Origin of the sequence: Citrobacter sp. Cf136, assembly GCF_030333815.1 — a bacterium.
GTDB lineage: Bacteria > Pseudomonadota > Gammaproteobacteria > Enterobacterales > Enterobacteriaceae > Citrobacter > Citrobacter freundii.
In genome coordinates, this window is record NZ_JAOWFE010000037.1 from 539,565 (window position 1) to 559,078 (window position 19,514).

Here is a 19,514-nt window from a genome sequence, read left to right on the forward strand (position 1 = left end):
GAATTTTCCGCCCGTTTGCATTTCAGAGCTTATTTTCCACTGGTTGATAACCCCGACTTAGCCGGACAAACAGCATTGCCGTGGCGGCGAGTCCGCAAAGTGCCGCGCACATCAGCCACCATCCCGGTGAGCTTTTATCCCCGGTTAGCTGAACCAGTGCCGTGGATATGACCGGCGTTAGGCCGCCAAAAATCGCTGTGGCAAGACTGAATGCCAGTGAAAAGCCCACTGTACGCACATAGACCGGCATCACCTCGGTGAGTGCGGCTACCATTGCCCCGTTATACATACCAAAAAAGAATGAGAACCAAAGCAGGACCAATGTCATGCGTGTAAAATCTGGTGCGGCGGTGAGCCAGTGCATTACCGGCCAGGTGGTGATCAGAGCGAGTACGGTAATCCCCATTAACACCGGACGACGACCAATTCGGTCAGAAATGGCCCCGCCAATGGGCAGCCAGATAAAGTTAGAAATACCGACCAGCATGGTGACCACCAGGCTGTCGCGAGCGCTCAGGTGGAGTACAGCCCTGCCGTAGGTCGGGGTGTAGACGGTGATGAAGTAAAATGTCGTTGTGGTCATCGCCACCAGCAGCGTACCTGCAGCGATAAGACGCCAGTTTTTGACGATAGTGGTGAAAATTTCCCGAGTGTCGGGGCGGTGCGTGCGTTGTAAAAATGCGTCTGTTTCCTGCAGCGAGCGGCGGAGCACGAAGATCAAAGGAATAATCATGCAACCAATAAAGAAGGGAATGCGCCAGCCCCATTCCGAGATCTGATCGTGTCCCAGGGTAGCGTTCAGACAGTAACCAATCAGCGCCGCCACCACAATGGCGACCTGTTGACTGGCCGACTGCCAACTGGTGTAGAAGCCTTTATTGCCAGGCGTGGCGATTTCCGAAAGATAAACCGAGACACCGCCTAACTCTACGCCTGCAGAAAATCCCTGTAATAATCGTCCAAGTAATACCAGCACGGGAGCCAGCAGGCCAATACTGTGATAGCCAGGTACCAGGGCTATCAGCAGGGTACCGCAGCCCATAATCGCCAGCGTCACCATCAGGCCTTTACGACGACCAATTCTGTCGATGTAAGCACCCAGCACAATGGCGCCAACGGGTCGCATTAAGAAACCCGAGCCAAAAACGGCGAAAGTTAACATTAGCCCGGCAAATTCACTCTCCGCGGGAAAGAAGGTCTTTGCAATATAGGTGGCGTAAAACCCGAACAGAAAAAAGTCGAACTGTTCGAGAAAATTACCGCTGGTTACCCGCAGTATTGCGCCGAAAGTTCCGGCGCGCGATGGTTGTTGTGTCATTGGGTTTGCTCCACTGTCTTATCATAATATTTATAGAGGTAAGAGTGTGCGGGTTAGTTGTCTGTGACCCCCGCCTGTTTGCCGCGCCGTTTCTCAATCGCCCACTTGAGTAAGGCTGCGCAGCGGTAAAATCCATGGGCAAATTTTCCGTAAGGAATGGTCAGAAAGAGCGCCATGACCACGCCGAGGTGAATGGCGAGCAAAATAGCCATCCAGGACGAGTCTCTTCCTGCCAGCAGGGCTAAACCGGTCAGACTGGTCAGCAGCAGCAGCAAAATAAAACCGCGATCCATCGGTTTTTGCCGTGCGTCGCCATGTAGCGGTGAGCGCTTGAGATTGAGCCATAGCAAGCCAGCCGGGCCGACAACCAGGCCAATGCCACCCAACGTGCCCAGCATGACCGGAACGCTGAAGAACGGATAGGGTGCTTCTATACCTGCGAAATAGTGATAGCCCGTCGCCACCACGGTGGCGGCAAAGCAGAGCAGAAAACCGTAGAAAGTGAAGTGATGAAAACGGCGCCGCATCAGAGTGAAGGCATCATCTGCTTCATTACAACCTTTACCGTGCCCACCATCGAGATACTTTAGTGTCAGCGCATCGTGTGAAGCTTCTGCAATTTCGACGGAACGTGGCATACCGGGAGAAATCTCGCGCCAGAAGCGGATAACGCCCGTCATCAGCAGACCTATCGCCACAATAAATACCGAACCAAACATCCAGGCCAGCAGGTTATGCGGGAAAATTTGGTAGAAATCTCCGGCCAGCGGTGGATGGAGTAACGAGCCTTTTAACCCCATGGCGAGCAGTAAAAACAGGATCAGACCGAAAACCAGCGCCAGCGTCACGGTGACGCCTGCGCGACGATAAAGCGCGCCAAAGGCCGCGGGTTGCGCGTAGTGCTGATAGGTTTCAAGCCGGACTTCTGCCATCGCCTTCGGCACGTTGATGGCAAACTCATGAGGCGGGGCATACTGACAGGCGTGCAGGCAGGCACCGCAGTTATGGCACAAGTTTGCCAGATAATTGATATCCGCTTTACCGAATTCCAGGCGCTGCGTCATTGCCGGGAACACGGCGCAAAATCCTTCACAATAGCGACAGGCGTTGCAGACCTGCATCACGCGTTCAACTTCCGCTTCCGGTTCGGTGATAATTTGCGCGTCGATAATCAGTTTCTCAAGCTGCCTCATGACGAGTCTCCTTACGTGCGGCCAGCGCGGCTTCTTTTCCGGCAATACGGCCAAAAGTGGTACCGATTGACATGCCCACGCCTGCGGTGTAGCCCTTGCCCAGCACGTTGCCCGCCATCATCTCTCCGGCGACGAACAGGTTGCGGCTTGGCTGCCCGTCAAAGTGTACGGCAGCGCGTTCATTTACTTTTAACCCGAGATAGGTGAAGGTGATCCCTGGCCGCAGGGCATAGCCGTAGTAAGGCGGCTGGTCCAGTGGTCGCGCCCAATGTGTCTTCGCGGGGGTTAACGCTTTTGTCGTGCAGTTATCCAGAATGGTATGGTTGAACTGGCCGGGCTGGCAGGCGTTGTTGTACTCCGTCACGGTGTGGGTAAAGTGTTCGCCATTCAGCCCCAACTGATGAGCCAGCTCCGCCAGCGTATTGGCCTGTGCGCCAGGAAAGACCGGAGGCATGAAGTGGCCGATGGCTTTACTGTCGATAATGGAGTAGCCAATCTGCCCGGGCTGTTGGGCGACCAGTCGTCCCCAAATGGCGTAGCGTTTGGGCCAGAAATCTTCGCCTTCATCATAAAAACGCTCAGCGTCACGGTTGACGACTATGCCGAGCGAAACACAGTCCACGCGGGTACAAATCCCGCCGTCATATAACGGCGCTCTGGCGTCAATAGCTACGCAATGTGACTGGGAGGGGTCGCCGATGATGTCGGCTCCGGCATCGATCATAAATTTGAGCAGTACGCCCTGGTTAAAGCGCGTGCCGCGAATCAGAAAGTTATCTGCAGGCCATTCGCCGCGCTCGTTCTCTCCCCACGCTTCTCGTAGCCATTCGCGGTTTGACTCAAACCCGCCAGCGGCAAGCACGCAGGATTTAGCTGTGATGCGCTCTTCACCTGCCAGCGCCGCCACGAACTCCCCATTACGCAGTTCAAGCGCCTGAACGGGGGTGTTATAGCGGATCTGCACTCCCAGTTTTTCTGCGCTGCGATAATAGGCATTCACCAGGGCCTTGCCACCGCCCATAAAAAAGGCGTTGGTTCGCGCCACGTGTAAAGCGCCAGAGAGAGGAGGTTGAAAATTGACGCCGTGTCGGCGCATCCAGTCGCGACACTGTGAAGAGGTGCGGATCACCAGACGAGCCAGGGCTTCGTTGGTATTTCCTTCCGTGACGCGCTGCAGATCTTGCCAGAACTCCTCTTCCGGATAGCTTTCCACCAGCACATCCTGCGGTGCATCATGCATACAGCGCAGGTTACGCGTGTGTTGGGAATTTCCCCCACGCCATTCCCGGGGAGCCGCTTCGAGTAGTAAAACGGAAGCGCCTTGCTCCCGGGCGGTAAGGGCAGCGCATAAGGCAGCATTGCCACCGCCAATCACCAGAACATCAACCATCGTATACTCCATTACCATTTAACTAATTGTTAAATTTGTAATTGAAATGTATGCGAACGGCTTGTGCTGGCGCTATGACGTAGTGCTAAAGAGGGCTTTAGTTATTGTAAAGGATGGCACCTGGCCAGCTTCCTGCTTCCACCAGTTGATGCATCACTTTCGTCAGCACCACGCGGGCTGCGAGGCCCGCCGGGGTGAGCTCATCGTCAGAGAGGCTCACCAGAAAGTTGGGGCGGCTAAGTATCGGATTATGGACGCCGATCACTCTTAGCGTCTCTTTATCGAGATGGGAAATCGCCGCTCCGGGTTGAAGAGTGGCGCCAATGCCACTGCGCACGGCGCGCATCAGCAGCGCCAGACCATCAATTTCTGTAGCGATCTCAATGTTCAGCGAGTGTTCCTGACAAATTGCTTCCAGCCTGCCGCGCAGACCGTGGCCTGGGCTGGGCATTATCAATGGAATACTCGCCAACTGGGCTGGGGCAATATTGTCATCGGTAATATCAGCCAGTAGGGCATGGGTCCCAATCAAAAACAGCCGTTCTTCGAGAATCGGTCTGGCACTCCAGCGCAGGATCTTTTCTTTTTGAAACACCACAGCCAGATCAATCTGGCGGGTATTAATCATCCGTTCCAGATTACCTGAGAGACTTTCCACTACATGCAGGCGAACATCGCTATAGCTTTCCCGCATGGCGTGAATAAAAGGCATACCGAGAACTGAAGCGGTACTGGGAGCCATGCCGACGCTGACGTGCCCGGAAAGCCGGGATTCACGCGCGGCGAGGATTGCATCGTCTGCGTGACGGAGCGCCAGCTGCGCCTGGGAGTAAAAAGCCAGTCCGGCGCTGGTGGGGGTCACGCCTCGCGAAGTGCGCTGCAGCAGGCGAATAGCGAGTTCGTTTTCCAGACGCGACATTTGCTGGCTGAGTGCCGAAACTCCGATATTGAGATCGAGCGCCGCGCTACCCATGCTGCCGGTTTCTACAATGCGCACAAAATAGCGTAGCTGGCGAAGTTCCATTTCGACTCTCCGGAAGGGGGCAATTGATTTTTACATTAAAGCAACACAGGAGCGGAGGGAAGGGGAAAAGGGCAGGTAACGCCCATAAAAAAAGCCAACCGGATGGTTGGCTTTTCAGAAAGCATTACATTATTTGCCGTCGTGGGCGTGCTCATCTTCGCGGCAATCGCCTTCGGCACAGTGACCGTAAAGATAGAGGCTATGGTTAGTTAAGCGAATGCCATGTTTAGCCGCAATCTCACGTTGGCGGGCTTCGATGGAATCATCGCTGAACTCGACCACTTTGCCGCAGTCAAGGCAGATGAGGTGATCGTGATGATGCTGTTGAGTCAATTCGAAGACGGATTTACCACCTTCAAAATTATGGCGGGTCACGATACCGGCATCATCAAACTGGTTCAGCACGCGATACACGGTCGCCAGACCAATTTCTTCACCCATATCGATCAGGCGTTTGTATAAGTCTTCCGCACTGACGTGATGGTTATCCGGTTCCTGAAGAACTTCCAGAATTTTTAAACGAGGAAGCGTTACTTTCAGGCCAGCCTTCTTTAATGCGGTATTGTTGTCAGTCATGCGGAATCTGTCCTGTAGCTAAACGATTCACTTCATTAACAGAAGTGACAGAAATTGCACTTGAGATAATGCGATTCATTATAGAACTGCCATGGCTAAATGAAAACTGCAAGTCTCTGGCATATATTGTTAATCAAAACGTGGTATCGCCGACAAACACACTGTGCAACACCCGATTGGCATCCAGCCATTGTACAGGGTCAGACGAAAAAGTTACAAATTTGTAGCAATTATTTTGATTGGTTTTATCTATTGATGCGGCGCAGATGGAAATCTGCGCCACACGAAATCAGGCATTAATGATTTCGTCGAGGTGCAGCTCTTCAGAGATCTGCTTAACCCATTTTTCTACGCGTTCTGCGGTCAGTTCAGGTTGGCGATCTTCATCGATAGCCAGACCGACAAAATGGTCGTCGTCAGCCAGACCTTTGGACGCTTCAAAGTGATAACCCGCCGTTGGCCAGTGACCAACGATGGTTGCGCCGCGCGGTTCGATGATGTCGCGAATGGTCCCTAACGCATCGCAGAAATATTCTGCGTAATCTTCCTGGTCGCCACAGCCGAACAATGCAACCAGTTTGCCGTTAAAATCAATGTCTTCGAGGGTAGGGAAGAAGTCGTCCCAGTCGCACTGCGCTTCACCGTAGTACCAGGTTGGGATGCCGAGCAGCAGAATGTCATACCCTTCGAGGTCTTCTTTGCTGCTTTTTGCAATGTCATGAACATCGGCAACGTCTTTACCAAGCTGTTTTTGAATCATTTTTGCGATGTTTTCGGTATTACCGGTGTCGCTGCCGAAAAAGATGCCAGTGATTGCCATGAGTAAAATAACCTCTTGAAACTTATTGAAATGGTGGTGGCGCATTGCCCACGGATAAGGGCAATCATAGCAGAACAGTCTGGCATGCGGAAACAGCAAACACGCAGGACTGCACTCTGTGCTACACGATTTATGATTTAGAGCAGAAATTCAGACTATGCCTGACCGCGCAATGCGCTGAGTTGGTTCATCAGCATCTCTTCGATGAGTTCACTGCGACTCATGTTGCGTGCCTCAGCCAGCTCGTTCAGAGCGTCAACGGCATCAGCGTTCAGTTTCAGTTCGACACGCTTAAGCCCGCGAACTTTGTCACGCTTAAGCTGATTACGTTTATTAATACGTAACTGTTCATCACGCGAGAGCGGATTAGTTTTGGGTCGTCCCGGGCGACGCTCCTGCGCGAACAGATCTAATGTCGTACGGTCCGTTTGTTCTTTGGCCATGATCTTGGTGACTTCGGGGAAACAATCAGCCAGGCGTCTGCCCGGATGGATAGCGCGCCATAATACATCAGCAGGGGATACACGCCAACGCCCGCGCGCGTAATCGCGCGCAGACGCTGAGTTTTTAATCAGTTAGCCTGCTCGCTCAGATAACGACGGATGGCGCGCAGCACCGCCTCCGGTTTTTCGGCATGCACCCAATGCCCGGCACCTGCTATAACGTGCGCACGAGCTTGTGGGAATTGCGCCAGCAGTTGTTCGCGATACTCTTCGGTAACATACGGTGAGTTGCCGCCTGGGATAAACAGCGCCGGGTGCTCCCACGCAGGAATGGTTTCCCAACCGACGATATGCGGATATTGATCCCACAATACGGGAACGTTAAAGCGCCACTCGCCGTCAACAAAAGATTTCAGCAGAAACTGGATAACACCTTCCTCTTGCAGGTGCTGGCGCATGACGCTTGCCGCCTGCTGGCGTGAGGACGCTTGTGCATCGGTTACGGCATTGATTGCCGCAAAAATCTCATCGTGGCGGCGAACATGGTAGTCAACGGGAGCAATGTCGATGGCGACCAGCCGTTCGACACGTTCCGGAGCCAGCGCAGTCAGCGCCATGACAGCTTTACCGCCCATCGAGTGGCCAATAAAGATCGCTTTTTCGATCTGCCGATCGTCCAGCGTATCCAGCAGATCTTGCGCCATGGCCGGATAATTCATCTCAGGTGAACGAGGGGAGAGGCCATGGTTTCGCATATCGACCTGGATGATGTCGTAGTCGGTTACTAGATCGCGTGCCAGGATCCCCAGGTTATCCAGACTGCCAAACAAGCCGTGAACCAGGACGATGGGAGAATTATTGTGCAGGTTTTGCGCAGATTGCGCTCGGATATTCAATTTCATGGCAAAGTTCTTTTTTTCACACTCACGGGTTAGGGTATCATGTTGACCATTCTGCCACATGGCTGCAACAACTACGGTTACTCTGAGTTTTGCTGGCCACCAGGCTTGACGCTATCCGCTGTTGGGATTTGCCTTTACACTACGTGTGTTTACCCCGACAACTTGTATTCAGCTAAACACTGCACTGGATTAAGATGAAAACGATTGAAGTTGATGATGAACTCTATAGCTATATTGCCAGCCACACCAAGCATATTGGCGAGAGCGCATCCGACATTTTACGGCGTATGTTGAAATTTTCCGCCGCATCACAGCCTGTCACTCCGATAGTCAAAGAAGTCCGCGCTGTGCAACCTGTCGTGGAAGCCAAGCCGGTTAACCCCGTAAAAGATAAAGTGCGCGCGATGCGTGAACTGCTGCTGTCCGACGAATACGCGGAACAGAAGAAAGCAGTAAATCGCTTTATGCTGGTGCTGTCTACACTCTATTCACTGGATCAAAACGCGTTCGCCGAAGCAACGGAATCGTTGCATGGTCGTACGCGTGTTTATTTTGCAGCTGATGAACAGACGCTGCTGAAAAATGGTAATCAAACCAAACCGAAGCACGTGCCAGGCACGCCGTACTGGGTGATCACCAATACCAATACCGGCCGTAAATGCAGCATGGTTGAACACATCATGCAGTCAATGCAATTCCCTGCGGAATTGATTGAAAAGGTTTGCGGAACAATTTAATCCTTGCATTAGAAGGACCAGGCAATGGCAATCCACAATCGTGCAGGTCAACCTGCGCAACAGAGTGATTTGATTAACGTCGCCCAACTGACGGCACAGTACTATGTACTGAAACCAACAGCAGGGAACGCTGAGCACGCTGTTAAGTTCGGTACGTCCGGACATCGCGGCAGTGCAGGTCGTCATAGTTTTAACGAGCCGCATATTCTGGCTATCGCCCAGGCGATTGCTGAAGAACGTGCGAAAAACGGGATTACTGGCCCGTGCTATGTGGGCAAGGATACCCACGCGCTGTCTGAACCGGCTTTTATCTCTGTACTGGAAGTGCTGGCGGCGAACGGCGTTGACGTCATCGTGCAGGAAAATAACGGCTTTACGCCAACCCCTGCTGTATCGAACGCTATCCTGGTCCACAACAAAAAAGGCGGCCCGCTGGCTGACGGCATTGTGATCACGCCGTCCCACAACCCGCCGGAAGATGGCGGCATTAAATACAACCCGCCAAACGGTGGTCCGGCAGACACCAATGTCACCAAAGTGGTGGAAGACAGAGCCAACGCGCTGCTGGCGGCCGGTCTGCAGGGCGTGAAGCGTATGTCGCTGGACGCTGCGCTGGCATCTGGTCATGTGAAAGAGCAGGATCTGGTTCAGCCGTTTGTTGAAGGACTGGCTGACATCGTAGACATGGCGGCGATCCAGAAAGCGGGTCTGACGCTGGGTGTCGATCCGCTGGGCGGTTCCGGTATCGAATACTGGAAGCGTATTGCAAAGCACTACAACCTGAACCTGACTATCGTTAACGATCACGTTGATCAGACTTTCCGCTTTATGCATCTCGACAAAGATGGCGCAATCCGCATGGACTGCTCCTCCGAGTGTGCGATGGCGGGGCTGTTGGCGCTGCGCGACAAGTTCGATCTGGCCTTTGCCAATGACCCAGACTACGACCGTCACGGTATCGTCACCCCGGCAGGGCTGATGAATCCGAACCACTATCTGGCCGTGGCGATCAACTACCTGTTCCAGCATCGTCCGCAGTGGGGCAAAGATGTTGCCGTCGGTAAGACGCTGGTGTCATCGGCGATGATTGACCGTGTAGTGAATGATTTAGGGCGTAAACTGGTTGAAGTGCCGGTTGGCTTTAAATGGTTTGTTGACGGTCTGTTTGACGGCAGTTTTGGCTTTGGTGGGGAAGAGAGCGCGGGGGCATCTTTCCTGCGTTTCGACGGTACACCGTGGTCAACCGACAAAGACGGCATCATCATGTGCCTGCTGGCGGCAGAAATTACCGCAGTGACCGGTAAGAACCCGCAGGAGCACTACAACGAACTGGCTGCTCGCTTTGGCGCACCGAGCTACAACCGCCTGCAGGCAAGCGCGACCTCCGCGCAGAAAGCGGCGCTGTCTAAGCTGTCTCCGGAAATGGTGAGCGCCAGTACGCTGGCGGGCGACCCGATCACCGCGCGTCTGACGGCTGCACCGGGCAACGGCGCTTCTATCGGCGGTCTGAAAGTGATGACTGACAACGGCTGGTTTGCCGCGCGTCCTTCTGGTACGGAAGACGCTTACAAGATCTACTGCGAAAGCTTCCTCGGTGAAGAACATCGCAAGCAGATCGAAAAAGAAGCGGTTGAGATCGTCAGCGAAGTGCTGAAGAACGCGTAAACCGTAGGCCGGATAAGACGCTAGCGTCGCTATTCGGCATGAATAATGAAAAAGCCGGACAGCAAATACGCTGGTCCGGCTTTTTATATTCAACTTAACGTCATGGCATGAACCGATAACCAATCCCGGTTTCGGTCAGAAAATGACGCGGACGTGCCGGGTCCAGTTCCAGTTTCTGGCGCAGGTGTCCCATGTAAATTCGCAGATAGTGGCTGTGTTCGACGGCGTTTGGTCCCCAAACCTGATTGAGCAACTGGCGCTGCGTCAGTACCTTTCCGGCATTATTCAGCAGTACCGCTAACAGGCGAAACTCAATCGGCGTCAAATGAATCTCTTCATCACCACGATGTACTAGCCGGGCGGCGATATCTACTTTTACGTTGGAAAAATGCACCACCGGCTCGGGAGACGTGCCGCTGGCGTGGCGACGCAATGCCACGCGCAATCGCGCCTGTAGCTCGCCAATACCAAAGGGTTTACTGAGATAGTCATCGGCACCGGCATCCAGGGCGGCAATTTTATCACTTTCTTCGCTGCGGGCTGAAAGCACAATTACCGGTATCGCGCTCCATTGTCGCAGGTCACGAATAAAATCAATGCCGTCACCGTCCGGCAGACCGAGATCGAGAATGATGAGATCGGGTTTTCGCGTGGCGGCTTCCAGCAGACCACGTTGCAGCGTTTCCGCTTCATATACACGCAGACCATCGGCTTCCAGCGCGGTGCGCAGAAAGCGACGGATAGCCTGTTCATCTTCAACAATCAGTACGTTCGTCACATATCCTCATGAAAATCTTCAAGTTCAGGGGGGATTTCCTGGGGCAGTGTAACACGGAAACATGCTCCTCCCTGTGCGCGATTGTGGACGGAAATTGTACCGCCGTGCACGTCCACAATGGCCTGGCAGATTGCCAGCCCCAGCCCAACGCCCGGTACAGATGACTCTTTGTTTCCCCGGGAGAACTTGTCAAAAACTCGTTGCTCCATTCCCGATGGAATGCCAGGGCCATTATCCCAGACGTCCAGTTGCAGATGTTCGCCATCGACGCTGGCATCAATACCGATTTGCGCCGCTGGACCTGCGTATTTAACAGCGTTTTCCAGCAGGTTAATCAGCACCCGTTCAAATAGCGGGCCATCGACGTGGATCAGCGTCAACGGCGCGGGTAGCGACAAATTAATAGGAGCAGAGAGTCCTGGCTCCAGCATCTGCAGGGCACTACCGACCACCTCTTCCAGCGTTAACCACTCTTTCTTAAGATTAAAGCCGCCAGACTGAATTCGCGCCATATCCAGTAGGTTATTAACCAGTCGGGTCGTATTCAGGACGTGCTGGCGAATTTCGCTGGCCTGGCGTGCGTGCGGCGATCCTTCACTTGCCAGATCCAGCGTTAAGATCTCTGCCTGACCAAACAACACCGTCAGCGGCGTGCGCAAATCGTGGGAAAGGGCGGCGAGCAGGGCATTGCGAATGCTTTCACGCTCGCTGGCAAACCGGGCCTGCTCTTCGCTGGCGGTGAGCGTCAGGCGTTCCAGCGCACTGGCGACCAGTAAAGTGAAAGTTTCCAGCAGGCGCTGCTGTTCGGGGATCATCAGCTGGCGTAAATTTCCTGGCTCCACAACCAGCAGCCCATGCGTTTTGTCGGCGCTTTTTAACGGTAAAATTTGATATGGCACACCCGGTAACGTGTCAGTGCCTGCGCCGGCCGGTTGCCCTTTATCAAAGCTCCATTGGGCAATGGCGTCATCCCACGGCGTCATGCCCTGTTGATGAGTGAGAGGGGCCAGCTTCCCGTTCTCACCGGGCAGTAAAACCTGGCTGCGGGCCTGGAACGTTGAGGCAATAAACTGTTCGCTGGTGGCGGCGATATCCTGCTGGCTCCGTCCGACGGCCAGCGCTTTCGACATCTCATATAAATGACGCGTACGCTGTTCACGATAACGCGCTACCCGTGCTTGATAACGCACTCCAGCGGTGAGATTACCGATAACCAACCCTACCGTTAGCATCACGGCAAAGGTAAGCAGGTACTGGACGTCGGAAACGGCCAGCGTACCGCGTGGGGCAATAAAGAAGAGATCGAAGCTGGCAACGTTAATAAAGGTTGCCAGCACTGACGGCCAGCGTCCGTAAAAGAGGGCGATAACCACCACACCCAATAAATAGATCATCACCAGGTTGGCGGCGTCAAAGGCCATCAACCACTGCATGGCAATCAACGTAATGATGGCGCACAGCGCGACGGCAACTACGCAACCCTGAATTTGAACCCGCCACTTATCCTTAAAGGTGCGGCTATCTGCAGTTTGCAGCACAGGGCGCGAAGGTGGTTCGTCGAGCGCAACAATCATCAGGTCGAGATCCGGTGCGCGATGGGCCAGTTTGTCAGCAAAGGAATCACTGCGCCACCAGCGTCGCGTAGTCGGACGTCCGAGGACAATTTTTCCCAGATTATGCTCACGGGCGTAGCGGATTACTGCTTTGTCTTCAGCGGGATCGGAAAGGGTGGCGGTTTCTGCACCCAGCTCCTGGGCTAATCGCAGGGCGCTTAAAATTGCGCGGCGTTGTTTTTCGGGCAGTCGGTGCAGCGCTGGCGTTTCGACATACACTGCATGCCATACGCTGCCGAGGCGCGCTGCCAGACGCGCGGCGGCACGCACGAGCTTTTCGCTGCCGGTGTTGTGTCCAATACACAGCAATATGGCGTCGCGGGTATGCCAGACTTTCTCCTCTCCCGGACGTCCACGCCAGGCACGCATCTGATCGTCAACCCGATCGGCCGTGCGGCGCAGGGCCAGCTCACGTAGCGCGATCAAGTTACCTTTGCGAAAGAAATGCTCGATGGCTCTTTCCGCCTGACCGGCGATATAGACCTTGCCTTCGTTCAGGCGCTGGCGCAAATCGTCGGGGGGAAGATCGACCAGCACCACATCGTCAGCGGCATCGAAAAAAGGATCGGGGACGGTTTCGCGAACCTGAATGCCGGTGACGCCGCTGACCACATCATTGAGGCTTTCCAGATGCTGCACGTTGACGGTAGTAAAAACGTCAATACCGGCTTCCAGCAGCTCTTCAATATCTTGCCAGCGTTTAGGGTGGCGTGAGCCTGGCGCATTACTGTGCGCCAGTTCATCCATCAAAATGAGTGCCGGGCGGCGGGCCAGCGCTGCGTCGAGATCGAATTCGCTGATATGACGACCATGGCGCGCCTGTCGCTTTAGCGGCAGGATGCTGAGACCGTCCAGCAGCGCGGCGGTCTCTTTGCGTCCGTGGGTTTCCACCACGCCAATCAGCACATCTAATCCCTGCGCCCGCAGCCGCTGGGCCTCTGCCAGCATGGCCCAGGTTTTACCGACGCCTGCACACGCGCCGAAGAAAATTTTTAGTTTTCCCCGGTGCGGAGCGGTGGTCTGCTCCAGCAGGCGATCGGGGTCGGGGCGTAAGGGTTCGTTATGCATGTCCTTTTTCTCAGTGCTTATCCAGCGCTAAATTAAGTTCCACCAGGTTCACCACCGGTTGGCCAATAAAACTGACCAACGGCTTTTGCGTGTATTGTGCAACCAGGCGTGTGACCTCTTCAACGCTGAGGTTGCGAGCCTGCGCCACGCGGGGGATTTGCCAGGCCACCGCAGCTGGCGTCAGGTTGTTATCCAGCCCGCTGGCGGAAGCTGTTACCAGCTCTACCGGAACGGCAGGATTTGCCTGCGGGTTAGCGGCACGCAGCGCGGCAATCCGGCTTTGCAGCTGTTTATCCAGTTCCGGGTTGCTGGCTGCCAGATTACTGCCGCCTGAAGCCATTGGATTATAGGGCATTTCCGCTGTGGCTGAGGGGCGTCCCTGAAAATAACCGGCAGCGGTAAACTGTTGCCCAATGAGCTCGGAGCCGCGAACAATCTGACCTTCGCGGAGAAGCGAACCGTTAGCCTGGTGGGGAAACCACCATTGCCCCAGCGCAGTGGTCAGCAGCGGGTATGCCCCGCCGGTGATAAGCATCAGGAAAATCAATGTTGATAATGCAGGACGTAATCCACTCATCTGAAACCTCACACCAGACCCAGCAGGGTCAGCAGTAAATCAATTGCTTTGATACCGATAAACGGCACAACCAGACCACCCAGGCCATAGATCCACAAATTGCGGCGCAGCATCGCGGAAGCGGATAACGGTTTGTAACTCACGCCTTTCAGCGCCAGTGGGATCAGAAAGACGATAACCAGTGCGTTAAAGATAACCGCGCTGAGGATCGCCGAGTCCGGCGAATGCAGCCCCATCACGTTCAGCGCATTGAGCTGCGGGTAGGTGGCGGCGAACGCGGCCGGGATAATGGCAAAATACTTCGCTACGTCGTTGGCGATACTGAAGGTGGTCAGCGAACCGCGCGTCATCAGCATCTGTTTACCAATGTGCACCACTTCAATCAGTTTGGTGGGGTTGGAGTCGAGGTCCACCATGTTGCCCGCTTCTTTCGCTGCCTGGGTTCCGGAGTTCATGGCAACGGCCACATCGGCCTGAGCAAGGGCTGGTGCGTCGTTAGTTCCGTCGCCGGTCATCGCCACCAGACGACCTTCCGCCTGATACTGACGAATCAACGCCAGCTTGGCTTCCGGTGTGGCTTCGGCTAAGAAGTCATCCACTCCGGCTTCCGCGGCGATTGCGGCGGCGGTCAAACGGTTGTCGCCAGTGATCATCACCGTTTTGATCCCCATTTTACGCAGCTGGGCAAAACGCTCTTTAATCCCGCCTTTTACGATATCTTTCAGGGCAATCACGCCAAGTACGTGGGAGCCTTCGGCCACCACCAGCGGCGTAGCGCCAAGGCGTGCGACGTTTTCGACCTTCTGCTCAACGTCGGCGGGGAAGTGGCCGCCGTTGGCTTCGACGTGACGACGAATAGCATCGACCGACCCTTTGCGGATCATACGGTTGTCGATGTTGATCCCGCTCATCCGACTTTGGGCGGTAAACGGTACAAAGGTGGCGTGTAGCGATTGCACGTCGCGTATACGCAGATTAAAGCGCTGTTTAGCCAGAATCACGATGCTGCGGCCTTCCGGCGTTTCATCGGCCAGGGATGAAAGCTGCGCGGCATCGGCCAGCGTTTTTTCGTCCACGCCGTGGGCGGGCAGAAAATCTGAAGCCTGGCGGTTACCCAGCGTAATGGTGCCGGTTTTATCCAGCAGCAGTACATCCACGTCACCCGCCGCTTCTACTGCACGTCCGCTGGTGGCAATGACGTTCGCTCCCAACATGCGGCTCATCCCGGCGACGCCAATCGCGGAGAGCAGCCCGCCTATCGTCGTAGGGATTAAACACACCAGCAGCGCAACCAATACCGTGACGCTGACCGCGCTACCGCCCCAGGCGGAAAACGGCCACAGCGTGGCCGTAGCCAGTAGAAAGACGATGGCCAGGGCTATCAACAGGATCGTCAGGGCAATTTCATTGGGCGTTTTACGCCGCTGTGCACCTTCAACCATGGCGATCATCCGGTCGAGGAACGTTTCACCAGGGTTTACGCTGCATTCGATAACCAGCCAGTCGGAGAGGATGCGAGTCCCGCCGGTGACGGAGGCGAAATCACCACCGGATTCACGAATCACCGGCGCGGATTCACCGGTAATGGCGCTTTCATCTACCGACGCGCCGCCTTCGATCACCTCGCCGTCACACGGGATAATATCGCCAGCTTCCACCAGCACGATATCGCCTTTACGTAAATCATCGGCAGGGACGTGATCCATTGCCGCGCCGTATTTCGGTTCGCGAAGCTTGCGGGCAAAGGCGGTTTTTTTGACGCCTTTCAGGCTATTGGCCTGAGCTTTACTGCGTCCTTCCGCCAGCGCTTCAGCAAAGTTGGCGAACAGAACGGTAATCCACAGCCACAGACTTATCGCGCCGGTAAACCAAGGATTACCCGGCATATGGCCTGTTGCCATCGCCACGGTTAACAGGGTCGTTAACAGACTGCCCAACCAGACGATAAACATCACCGGATTACGCCACTGGGTATGTGGGCTTAATTTTTTCACGGCGTCCGTCAGCGCCTGTGCGACCAGAGAGGGTTCGAACAGCGCCAGTTGCTTGCGACTCATAGTAATGTGCTCCGCATCACTCAGTGTAATGACAGGTATTCTGCGACCGGGCCAAGCGCCAGGGCAGGAACAAAGGTGAGAGCGCCAACCAGTAACACCGTACCGATCAACAACCCGACAAACAGCGCTCCGTGGGTAGGTAGCGTACCGGAGCTGGCTGGCTGGATCTTTTTACTGACCAGCGATCCGGCAATCGCCATCACGGGAATGATCACGCCGAAGCGACCGAAGAACATGCATAAGGCCAGCAGGCAGTTCCAGAACGGGCTGTTGGCGCTTAACCCGGCGAAGGCGCTACCGTTGTTGTTCGAGGCGGACGACACGGCATACAGCACTTCGCTAAACCCGTGTGGACCCGGGTTTAGCATGGCGCTGCGGCCAGCTTCGGTCATCATGGCGATTGCTGTACCGATCAGGACCAGCGCAGGGGTGACCAGAATCGCCAACGCGGTCATTTTCATTTCGCGCACGTCGATTTTCTTACCCAGATACTCTGGTGTGCGGCCAATCATTAACCCGGCGATAAATACTGCCAGCAGCACGAACAGCAACATACCGTACAGACCTGAACCCACGCCGCCGAAGACCACCTCACCAATCTGCATTAACCACATTGGCACCATGCCGCCCAGCGCAGTAAAGGAGTCATGCATCGCATCAACAGCACCGCAGGATGCAGCTGTCGTGACGACGGCAAACAGACTCGTGGCCAGCACGCCAAAGCGGCTCTCTTTGCCTTCCATGTTGATATTACTGTCTGCGCCGAATGCCATCAGGTGTGGGTTGCCCTGAACTTCAGCCCACATCACGACGGCCACGCAGACCACAAAAATCAGTGACATGGCCCACAGCAGAGTCCGTCCCTGGCGACGATCGCCCACCACATCACCAAAGGCAAAACACAGCGCGGTAGGAATTAAGAAAATAGCCAGCATCTGTACCAGATTGGTCAACGCGGTAGGGTTTTCAAACGGATGTGATGAGTTAGCGTTAAAGAAACCGCCCCCGTTAGTGCCAAGCATCTTAATCGCTTCCTGTGAGGCGACGGGCCCCATCGGCAGCAGTTGTTTCACCCCTTCAAGGGTGGTGATGGGCTGATAGGGCAACACGTTTTGCAGCACACCTTGCTGAATGAAGAACAGCGCAATGAGCAATGCAATGGGGAGCAAGATCCACAGCGTAATGCGAATCAGATCGACCCAGGCGTTGCCCAAGGTGTTCATACTCTGGCGCGTGAAGGCGCGGGTCAGGGCAAAAATCACCGCAATCCCGGTTGCCGCTGACAGGAAGTTTTGTACGGTCAGCCCGATCATCTGGCTGAAGTAGCTTAAGGTGGTTTCACCAGCATAGGATTGCCAGTTGGTATTAGTGACAAAACTCACCGCGGTGTTAAGCGCCAGATCCCACGAAAGCCCTGGCAGTTGCTGGGGATTTAACGGCAGCAGGTTTTGCGCCATCAGCATCGAAAACAGGACCAGCAGGCCCAGTACATTGAGCGCGAGGATCGCCAACAGATACTGCCGCCAGTTCATCTCCTGCTGCGAGATGCCCAGAGAGCGCCACAGCATATGTTCCACGCCAGTCAGGCCCGGCAGGGACGTATTATTGATCAGTCGAGCCAGCCCAAAGCCCAGCGGTCTGGCGATGACAAACAGCACCAGCAAGAAACTGACAATGAGTAAAAATCCTTGGGCCGCCATCAGAACGCCTCCGCATTAATCAGGGCATACACCAAATAACCTAATAATAAAAAGACCAGCACAATGCCGGTTATCACGCCTGCACTCACGGTGCACCTCCAGTGGCATAAATGTGATAACCAGAGCGTAGATTTTTGCTTGCAAAGATTTCGCAAAAATCAGTGGGTGGGGTGTAAAAAAAGTATAAAAATGGCAAAGACCATTATTTAACTAATGATTAGTATTAATTTAACTTTTATGTAACTTAATTACAGTTTTTAGCTAAACGGAGCATCAATAGATAAAAATAAGTGGTCGGATGAGTAGCAAAATTACACACAAGGCGGTATTATTTTCATCAGTTAACCAAGTTTATTTTTCCGGTGCGATTCACCGAACAGATATATGGGAGAGGATTATGGACTTTTATAAAGAATATCCAGCACACATTGTTTTCTTGCGCCGTACCTTTGCCGTTGTGGCGGGCGTGTTGGCGCTGCCGGTCATGTTGTTCTGGAAAGACCGCGCCCGTTTTTACAGCTACCTGCACCGCGTCTGGTCTAAAACCAGTGATAAACCGGTGTGGATGGAGCAGGCTGAAAAAGCCACCTGCGATTTCTACTGATAGCTAATAAATCCCCAAAAGCCGCTGATATCAGCGGCTTTTTTGTTCATGATAGCTACACTTATCTCAGGAATGAGAAAGGAGCGATCATGAGCGAGAAAATCCCTGTTGGTATAAGTGCCTGTCTGTTGGGGGAGGCGGTTCGCTATGATGGTGGGCACAAGCGGCTGGCCTTTGCTGTGGAAGAACTGTCGCCGTGGGTCGCTTTCGAACCCGTATGCCCTGAAATGGGTATCGGGTTACCGGTCCCGAGACCTGCGCTGCATCTGGTCAAAGAGGGCGAGGCTGTCTCCCTGCGTTTTAGTGATAAGCGCGAGGGTGATTTGACAGACGTAATGACGGCTTTTAGTCAGCGACAAAGCGAGCGTCTGGAGCATTTGTGTGGCTATATTGTCTGTGCAAAATCGCCTAGTTGCGGTATGGAACGGGTGCGGGTCTACGACGCGGAAGGCAAAAACAACCGTAAAGCGGGACGAGGGATCTTTACATCTGTGCTGATGTCGACGTTACCCTGGCTTCCCGTGGAAGAGGACGGGCGTTTGCACGACCCGCAGATTCGGGAAAATTTTGTTGAGCGCATTTATGCCTTGCACGAGCTCAACGGTATCCGTCAGCAAGGGTTAACGCGCGGAGCACTAATCGATTATCACAGCCGTTACAAGCTATTACTGTTGGCCCATTCCCAGCCGGAGTATCGCGAACTCGGGCGTTTTGTCGCGGCGATCGGCGAATGGCAAGATTTGCAGGCTTATTTTGTCGAGTATCGCTTAAGGCTGATGAGTTTGCTGGCGCATCTTCCCTCCCGGCGCAACCATACCAACGTGCTGATGCATGTCCAGGGCTATTTCCGTACGCAATTAAATTCTCGTCAGCGGCAGGAGCTGGCCTCTCTCATTGACGGGTATCGACGTTCGACTCAACCGCTGCTTGCGCCAATAACATTACTCAAACACTATATGGCGGAATATCCGGATGCTTATCTCTCCGGGCAGCGCTATTTCAATCCCTGGCCAGAGGCTCTGCGTTTGCGCTACGGGCGTTAAGTTTTT

The 19,514-nt window shown here is 54.3% G+C and carries 19 protein-coding genes; 4 read left to right on the forward strand and 15 right to left on the reverse strand.

What is annotated here, in order from left to right:
- Window positions 1–22: 22 nt before the first annotated feature.
- The 9 genes from OGV98_RS16330 to ybfF all read right to left on the reverse strand — a co-directional run bounded on the left by OGV98_RS16330 (window position 23) and on the right by ybfF (window position 7,666).
- Window positions 23–1,318, reverse strand: coding sequence for an MFS transporter (locus OGV98_RS16330; RefSeq protein WP_003847370.1), 1,296 nt, complete (start codon window positions 1,316–1,318; stop codon window positions 23–25).
- Between the two features lie 53 nt (window positions 1,319–1,371).
- Window positions 1,372–2,511 carry a tricarballylate utilization 4Fe-4S protein TcuB gene (gene tcuB / locus OGV98_RS16335; protein ID WP_138828314.1) on the reverse strand — a complete coding sequence of 380 codons (1,140 nt, stop codon included), beginning with the start codon at window positions 2,509–2,511 and terminating at the stop codon, window positions 1,372–1,374.
- Complete coding sequence (gene tcuA / locus OGV98_RS16340) at window positions 2,498–3,901, reverse strand: FAD-dependent tricarballylate dehydrogenase TcuA (RefSeq protein ID WP_286551706.1); 1,404 nt, start codon at window positions 3,899–3,901, stop codon at window positions 2,498–2,500. Before tcuA ends, tcuB begins: the two co-directional genes overlap by 14 nt.
- Window positions 3,902–3,998: 97 nt before the next feature.
- Entirely contained in the window at window positions 3,999–4,925 is a 927-nt protein-coding gene (tcuR, locus tag OGV98_RS16345; protein WP_016149789.1) for a tricarballylate utilization LysR family transcriptional regulator TcuR, read from the reverse strand.
- 129 nt (window positions 4,926–5,054) lie between these two features.
- A complete protein-coding gene (gene fur, locus OGV98_RS16350; RefSeq protein WP_003022836.1) occupies window positions 5,055–5,501 on the reverse strand; it encodes a ferric iron uptake transcriptional regulator in 447 nt (148 codons plus the stop codon).
- The gene (locus OGV98_RS16355; protein ID WP_049259739.1) at window positions 5,494–5,580 is read right to left on the reverse strand and encodes a ryhB-regulated fur leader peptide; all 87 of its coding nucleotides are present in this window, start codon (window positions 5,578–5,580) and stop codon (window positions 5,494–5,496) included. The genes fur and OGV98_RS16355 overlap by 8 nt, the downstream gene beginning before the upstream one ends.
- Window positions 5,581–5,790: 210 nt before the next feature.
- Complete coding sequence (fldA, locus tag OGV98_RS16360) at window positions 5,791–6,321, reverse strand: flavodoxin FldA (protein ID WP_003022839.1); 531 nt, start codon at window positions 6,319–6,321, stop codon at window positions 5,791–5,793.
- Window positions 6,322–6,476: 155 nt separating this feature from the next.
- Entirely contained in the window at window positions 6,477–6,764 is a 288-nt protein-coding gene (gene ybfE / locus OGV98_RS16365) for a LexA regulated protein (protein WP_003022842.1), read from the reverse strand.
- A gap of 128 nt (window positions 6,765–6,892) precedes the next feature.
- The gene (gene ybfF / locus OGV98_RS16370; protein ID WP_138828316.1) at window positions 6,893–7,666 is read right to left on the reverse strand and encodes an esterase; all 774 of its coding nucleotides are present in this window, start codon (window positions 7,664–7,666) and stop codon (window positions 6,893–6,895) included.
- A 194-nt stretch (window positions 7,667–7,860) separates the two neighbouring features.
- Between ybfF and seqA the strand changes: the two genes are divergently transcribed.
- Window positions 7,861–8,403, forward strand: a complete 543-nt coding sequence (gene seqA / locus OGV98_RS16375) for a replication initiation negative regulator SeqA (protein ID WP_003022848.1) — start codon at window positions 7,861–7,863, stop codon at window positions 8,401–8,403.
- 24 nt (window positions 8,404–8,427) lie between these two features.
- Window positions 8,428–10,068, forward strand: coding sequence for a phosphoglucomutase (alpha-D-glucose-1,6-bisphosphate-dependent) (pgm, locus tag OGV98_RS16380; RefSeq protein ID WP_003022854.1), 1,641 nt, complete (start codon window positions 8,428–8,430; stop codon window positions 10,066–10,068).
- A 100-nt stretch (window positions 10,069–10,168) separates the two neighbouring features.
- On the opposite strand, the gene kdpE is transcribed toward pgm, so the two are convergent.
- The 6 genes from kdpE to kdpF are packed head-to-tail and all read right to left on the reverse strand — an operon-like array spanning window position 10,169 to window position 17,950.
- Window positions 10,169–10,846 (reverse strand): two-component system response regulator KdpE, encoded by a 678-nt coding sequence (kdpE, locus tag OGV98_RS16385; RefSeq protein ID WP_003022856.1) that lies wholly within the window; start codon window positions 10,844–10,846, stop codon window positions 10,169–10,171.
- Window positions 10,843–13,527, reverse strand: coding sequence for a two-component system sensor histidine kinase KdpD (gene kdpD / locus OGV98_RS16390; RefSeq protein WP_046669868.1), 2,685 nt, complete (start codon window positions 13,525–13,527; stop codon window positions 10,843–10,845). The genes kdpE and kdpD overlap by 4 nt, the downstream gene beginning before the upstream one ends.
- Before the next feature lie 10 nt (window positions 13,528–13,537).
- A complete protein-coding gene (kdpC, locus tag OGV98_RS16395) occupies window positions 13,538–14,104 on the reverse strand; it encodes a potassium-transporting ATPase subunit KdpC (protein ID WP_003835531.1) in 567 nt (188 codons plus the stop codon).
- A gap of 8 nt (window positions 14,105–14,112) precedes the next feature.
- Window positions 14,113–16,161 carry a potassium-transporting ATPase subunit KdpB gene (kdpB, locus tag OGV98_RS16400; RefSeq protein WP_138828318.1) on the reverse strand — a complete coding sequence of 683 codons (2,049 nt, stop codon included), beginning with the start codon at window positions 16,159–16,161 and terminating at the stop codon, window positions 14,113–14,115.
- A 20-nt stretch (window positions 16,162–16,181) separates the two neighbouring features.
- Entirely contained in the window at window positions 16,182–17,861 is a 1,680-nt protein-coding gene (kdpA, locus tag OGV98_RS16405; RefSeq protein WP_102190739.1) for a potassium-transporting ATPase subunit KdpA, read from the reverse strand.
- Window positions 17,861–17,950 carry a K(+)-transporting ATPase subunit F gene (kdpF, locus tag OGV98_RS16410; RefSeq protein WP_001670793.1) on the reverse strand — a complete coding sequence of 30 codons (90 nt, stop codon included), beginning with the start codon at window positions 17,948–17,950 and terminating at the stop codon, window positions 17,861–17,863. Before kdpF ends, kdpA begins: the two co-directional genes overlap by 1 nt.
- Window positions 17,951–18,258: 308 nt before the next feature.
- Between kdpF and OGV98_RS16415 the strand changes: the two genes are divergently transcribed.
- Complete coding sequence (locus OGV98_RS16415) at window positions 18,259–18,465, forward strand: YbfA family protein (RefSeq protein WP_003022870.1); 207 nt, start codon at window positions 18,259–18,261, stop codon at window positions 18,463–18,465.
- Between the two features lie 89 nt (window positions 18,466–18,554).
- Window positions 18,555–19,508, forward strand: a complete 954-nt coding sequence (locus tag OGV98_RS16420; RefSeq protein ID WP_138828319.1) for a YbgA family protein — start codon at window positions 18,555–18,557, stop codon at window positions 19,506–19,508.
- Window positions 19,509–19,514: the final 6 nt, after the last annotated feature.

Coding starts and splice junctions, on each gene's coding strand:
- fldA (WP_003022839.1), bottom strand. CDS start 6,321: ATGGCAATCACTGGCATCTTTTTCGGCAGCGACACCGGTAATACCGAA.
- OGV98_RS16415 (WP_003022870.1), top strand. CDS start 18,259: ATGGACTTTTATAAAGAATATCCAGCACACATTGTTTTCTTGCGCCGT.
- kdpD (WP_046669868.1), bottom strand. CDS start 13,527: ATGCATAACGAACCCTTACGCCCCGACCCCGATCGCCTGCTGGAGCAG.
- ybfE (WP_003022842.1), bottom strand. CDS start 6,764: ATGGCCAAAGAACAAACGGACCGTACGACATTAGATCTGTTCGCGCAG.
- tcuR (WP_016149789.1), bottom strand. CDS start 4,925: ATGGAACTTCGCCAGCTACGCTATTTTGTGCGCATTGTAGAAACCGGC.
- kdpA (WP_102190739.1), bottom strand. CDS start 17,861: ATGGCGGCCCAAGGATTTTTACTCATTGTCAGTTTCTTGCTGGTGCTG.
- tcuA (WP_286551706.1), bottom strand. CDS start 3,901: ATGGTTGATGTTCTGGTGATTGGCGGTGGCAATGCTGCCTTATGCGCT.
- ybfF (WP_138828316.1), bottom strand. CDS start 7,666: ATGAAATTGAATATCCGAGCGCAATCTGCGCAAAACCTGCACAATAAT.
- kdpB (WP_138828318.1), bottom strand. CDS start 16,161: ATGAGTCGCAAGCAACTGGCGCTGTTCGAACCCTCTCTGGTCGCACAG.
- OGV98_RS16330 (WP_003847370.1), bottom strand. CDS start 1,318: ATGACACAACAACCATCGCGCGCCGGAACTTTCGGCGCAATACTGCGG.
- pgm (WP_003022854.1), top strand. CDS start 8,428: ATGGCAATCCACAATCGTGCAGGTCAACCTGCGCAACAGAGTGATTTG.
- OGV98_RS16420 (WP_138828319.1), top strand. CDS start 18,555: ATGAGCGAGAAAATCCCTGTTGGTATAAGTGCCTGTCTGTTGGGGGAG.
- OGV98_RS16355 (WP_049259739.1), bottom strand. CDS start 5,580: ATGAATCGCATTATCTCAAGTGCAATTTCTGTCACTTCTGTTAATGAA.
- seqA (WP_003022848.1), top strand. CDS start 7,861: ATGAAAACGATTGAAGTTGATGATGAACTCTATAGCTATATTGCCAGC.
- fur (WP_003022836.1), bottom strand. CDS start 5,501: ATGACTGACAACAATACCGCATTAAAGAAGGCTGGCCTGAAAGTAACG.
- tcuB (WP_138828314.1), bottom strand. CDS start 2,511: ATGAGGCAGCTTGAGAAACTGATTATCGACGCGCAAATTATCACCGAA.
- kdpC (WP_003835531.1), bottom strand. CDS start 14,104: ATGAGTGGATTACGTCCTGCATTATCAACATTGATTTTCCTGATGCTT.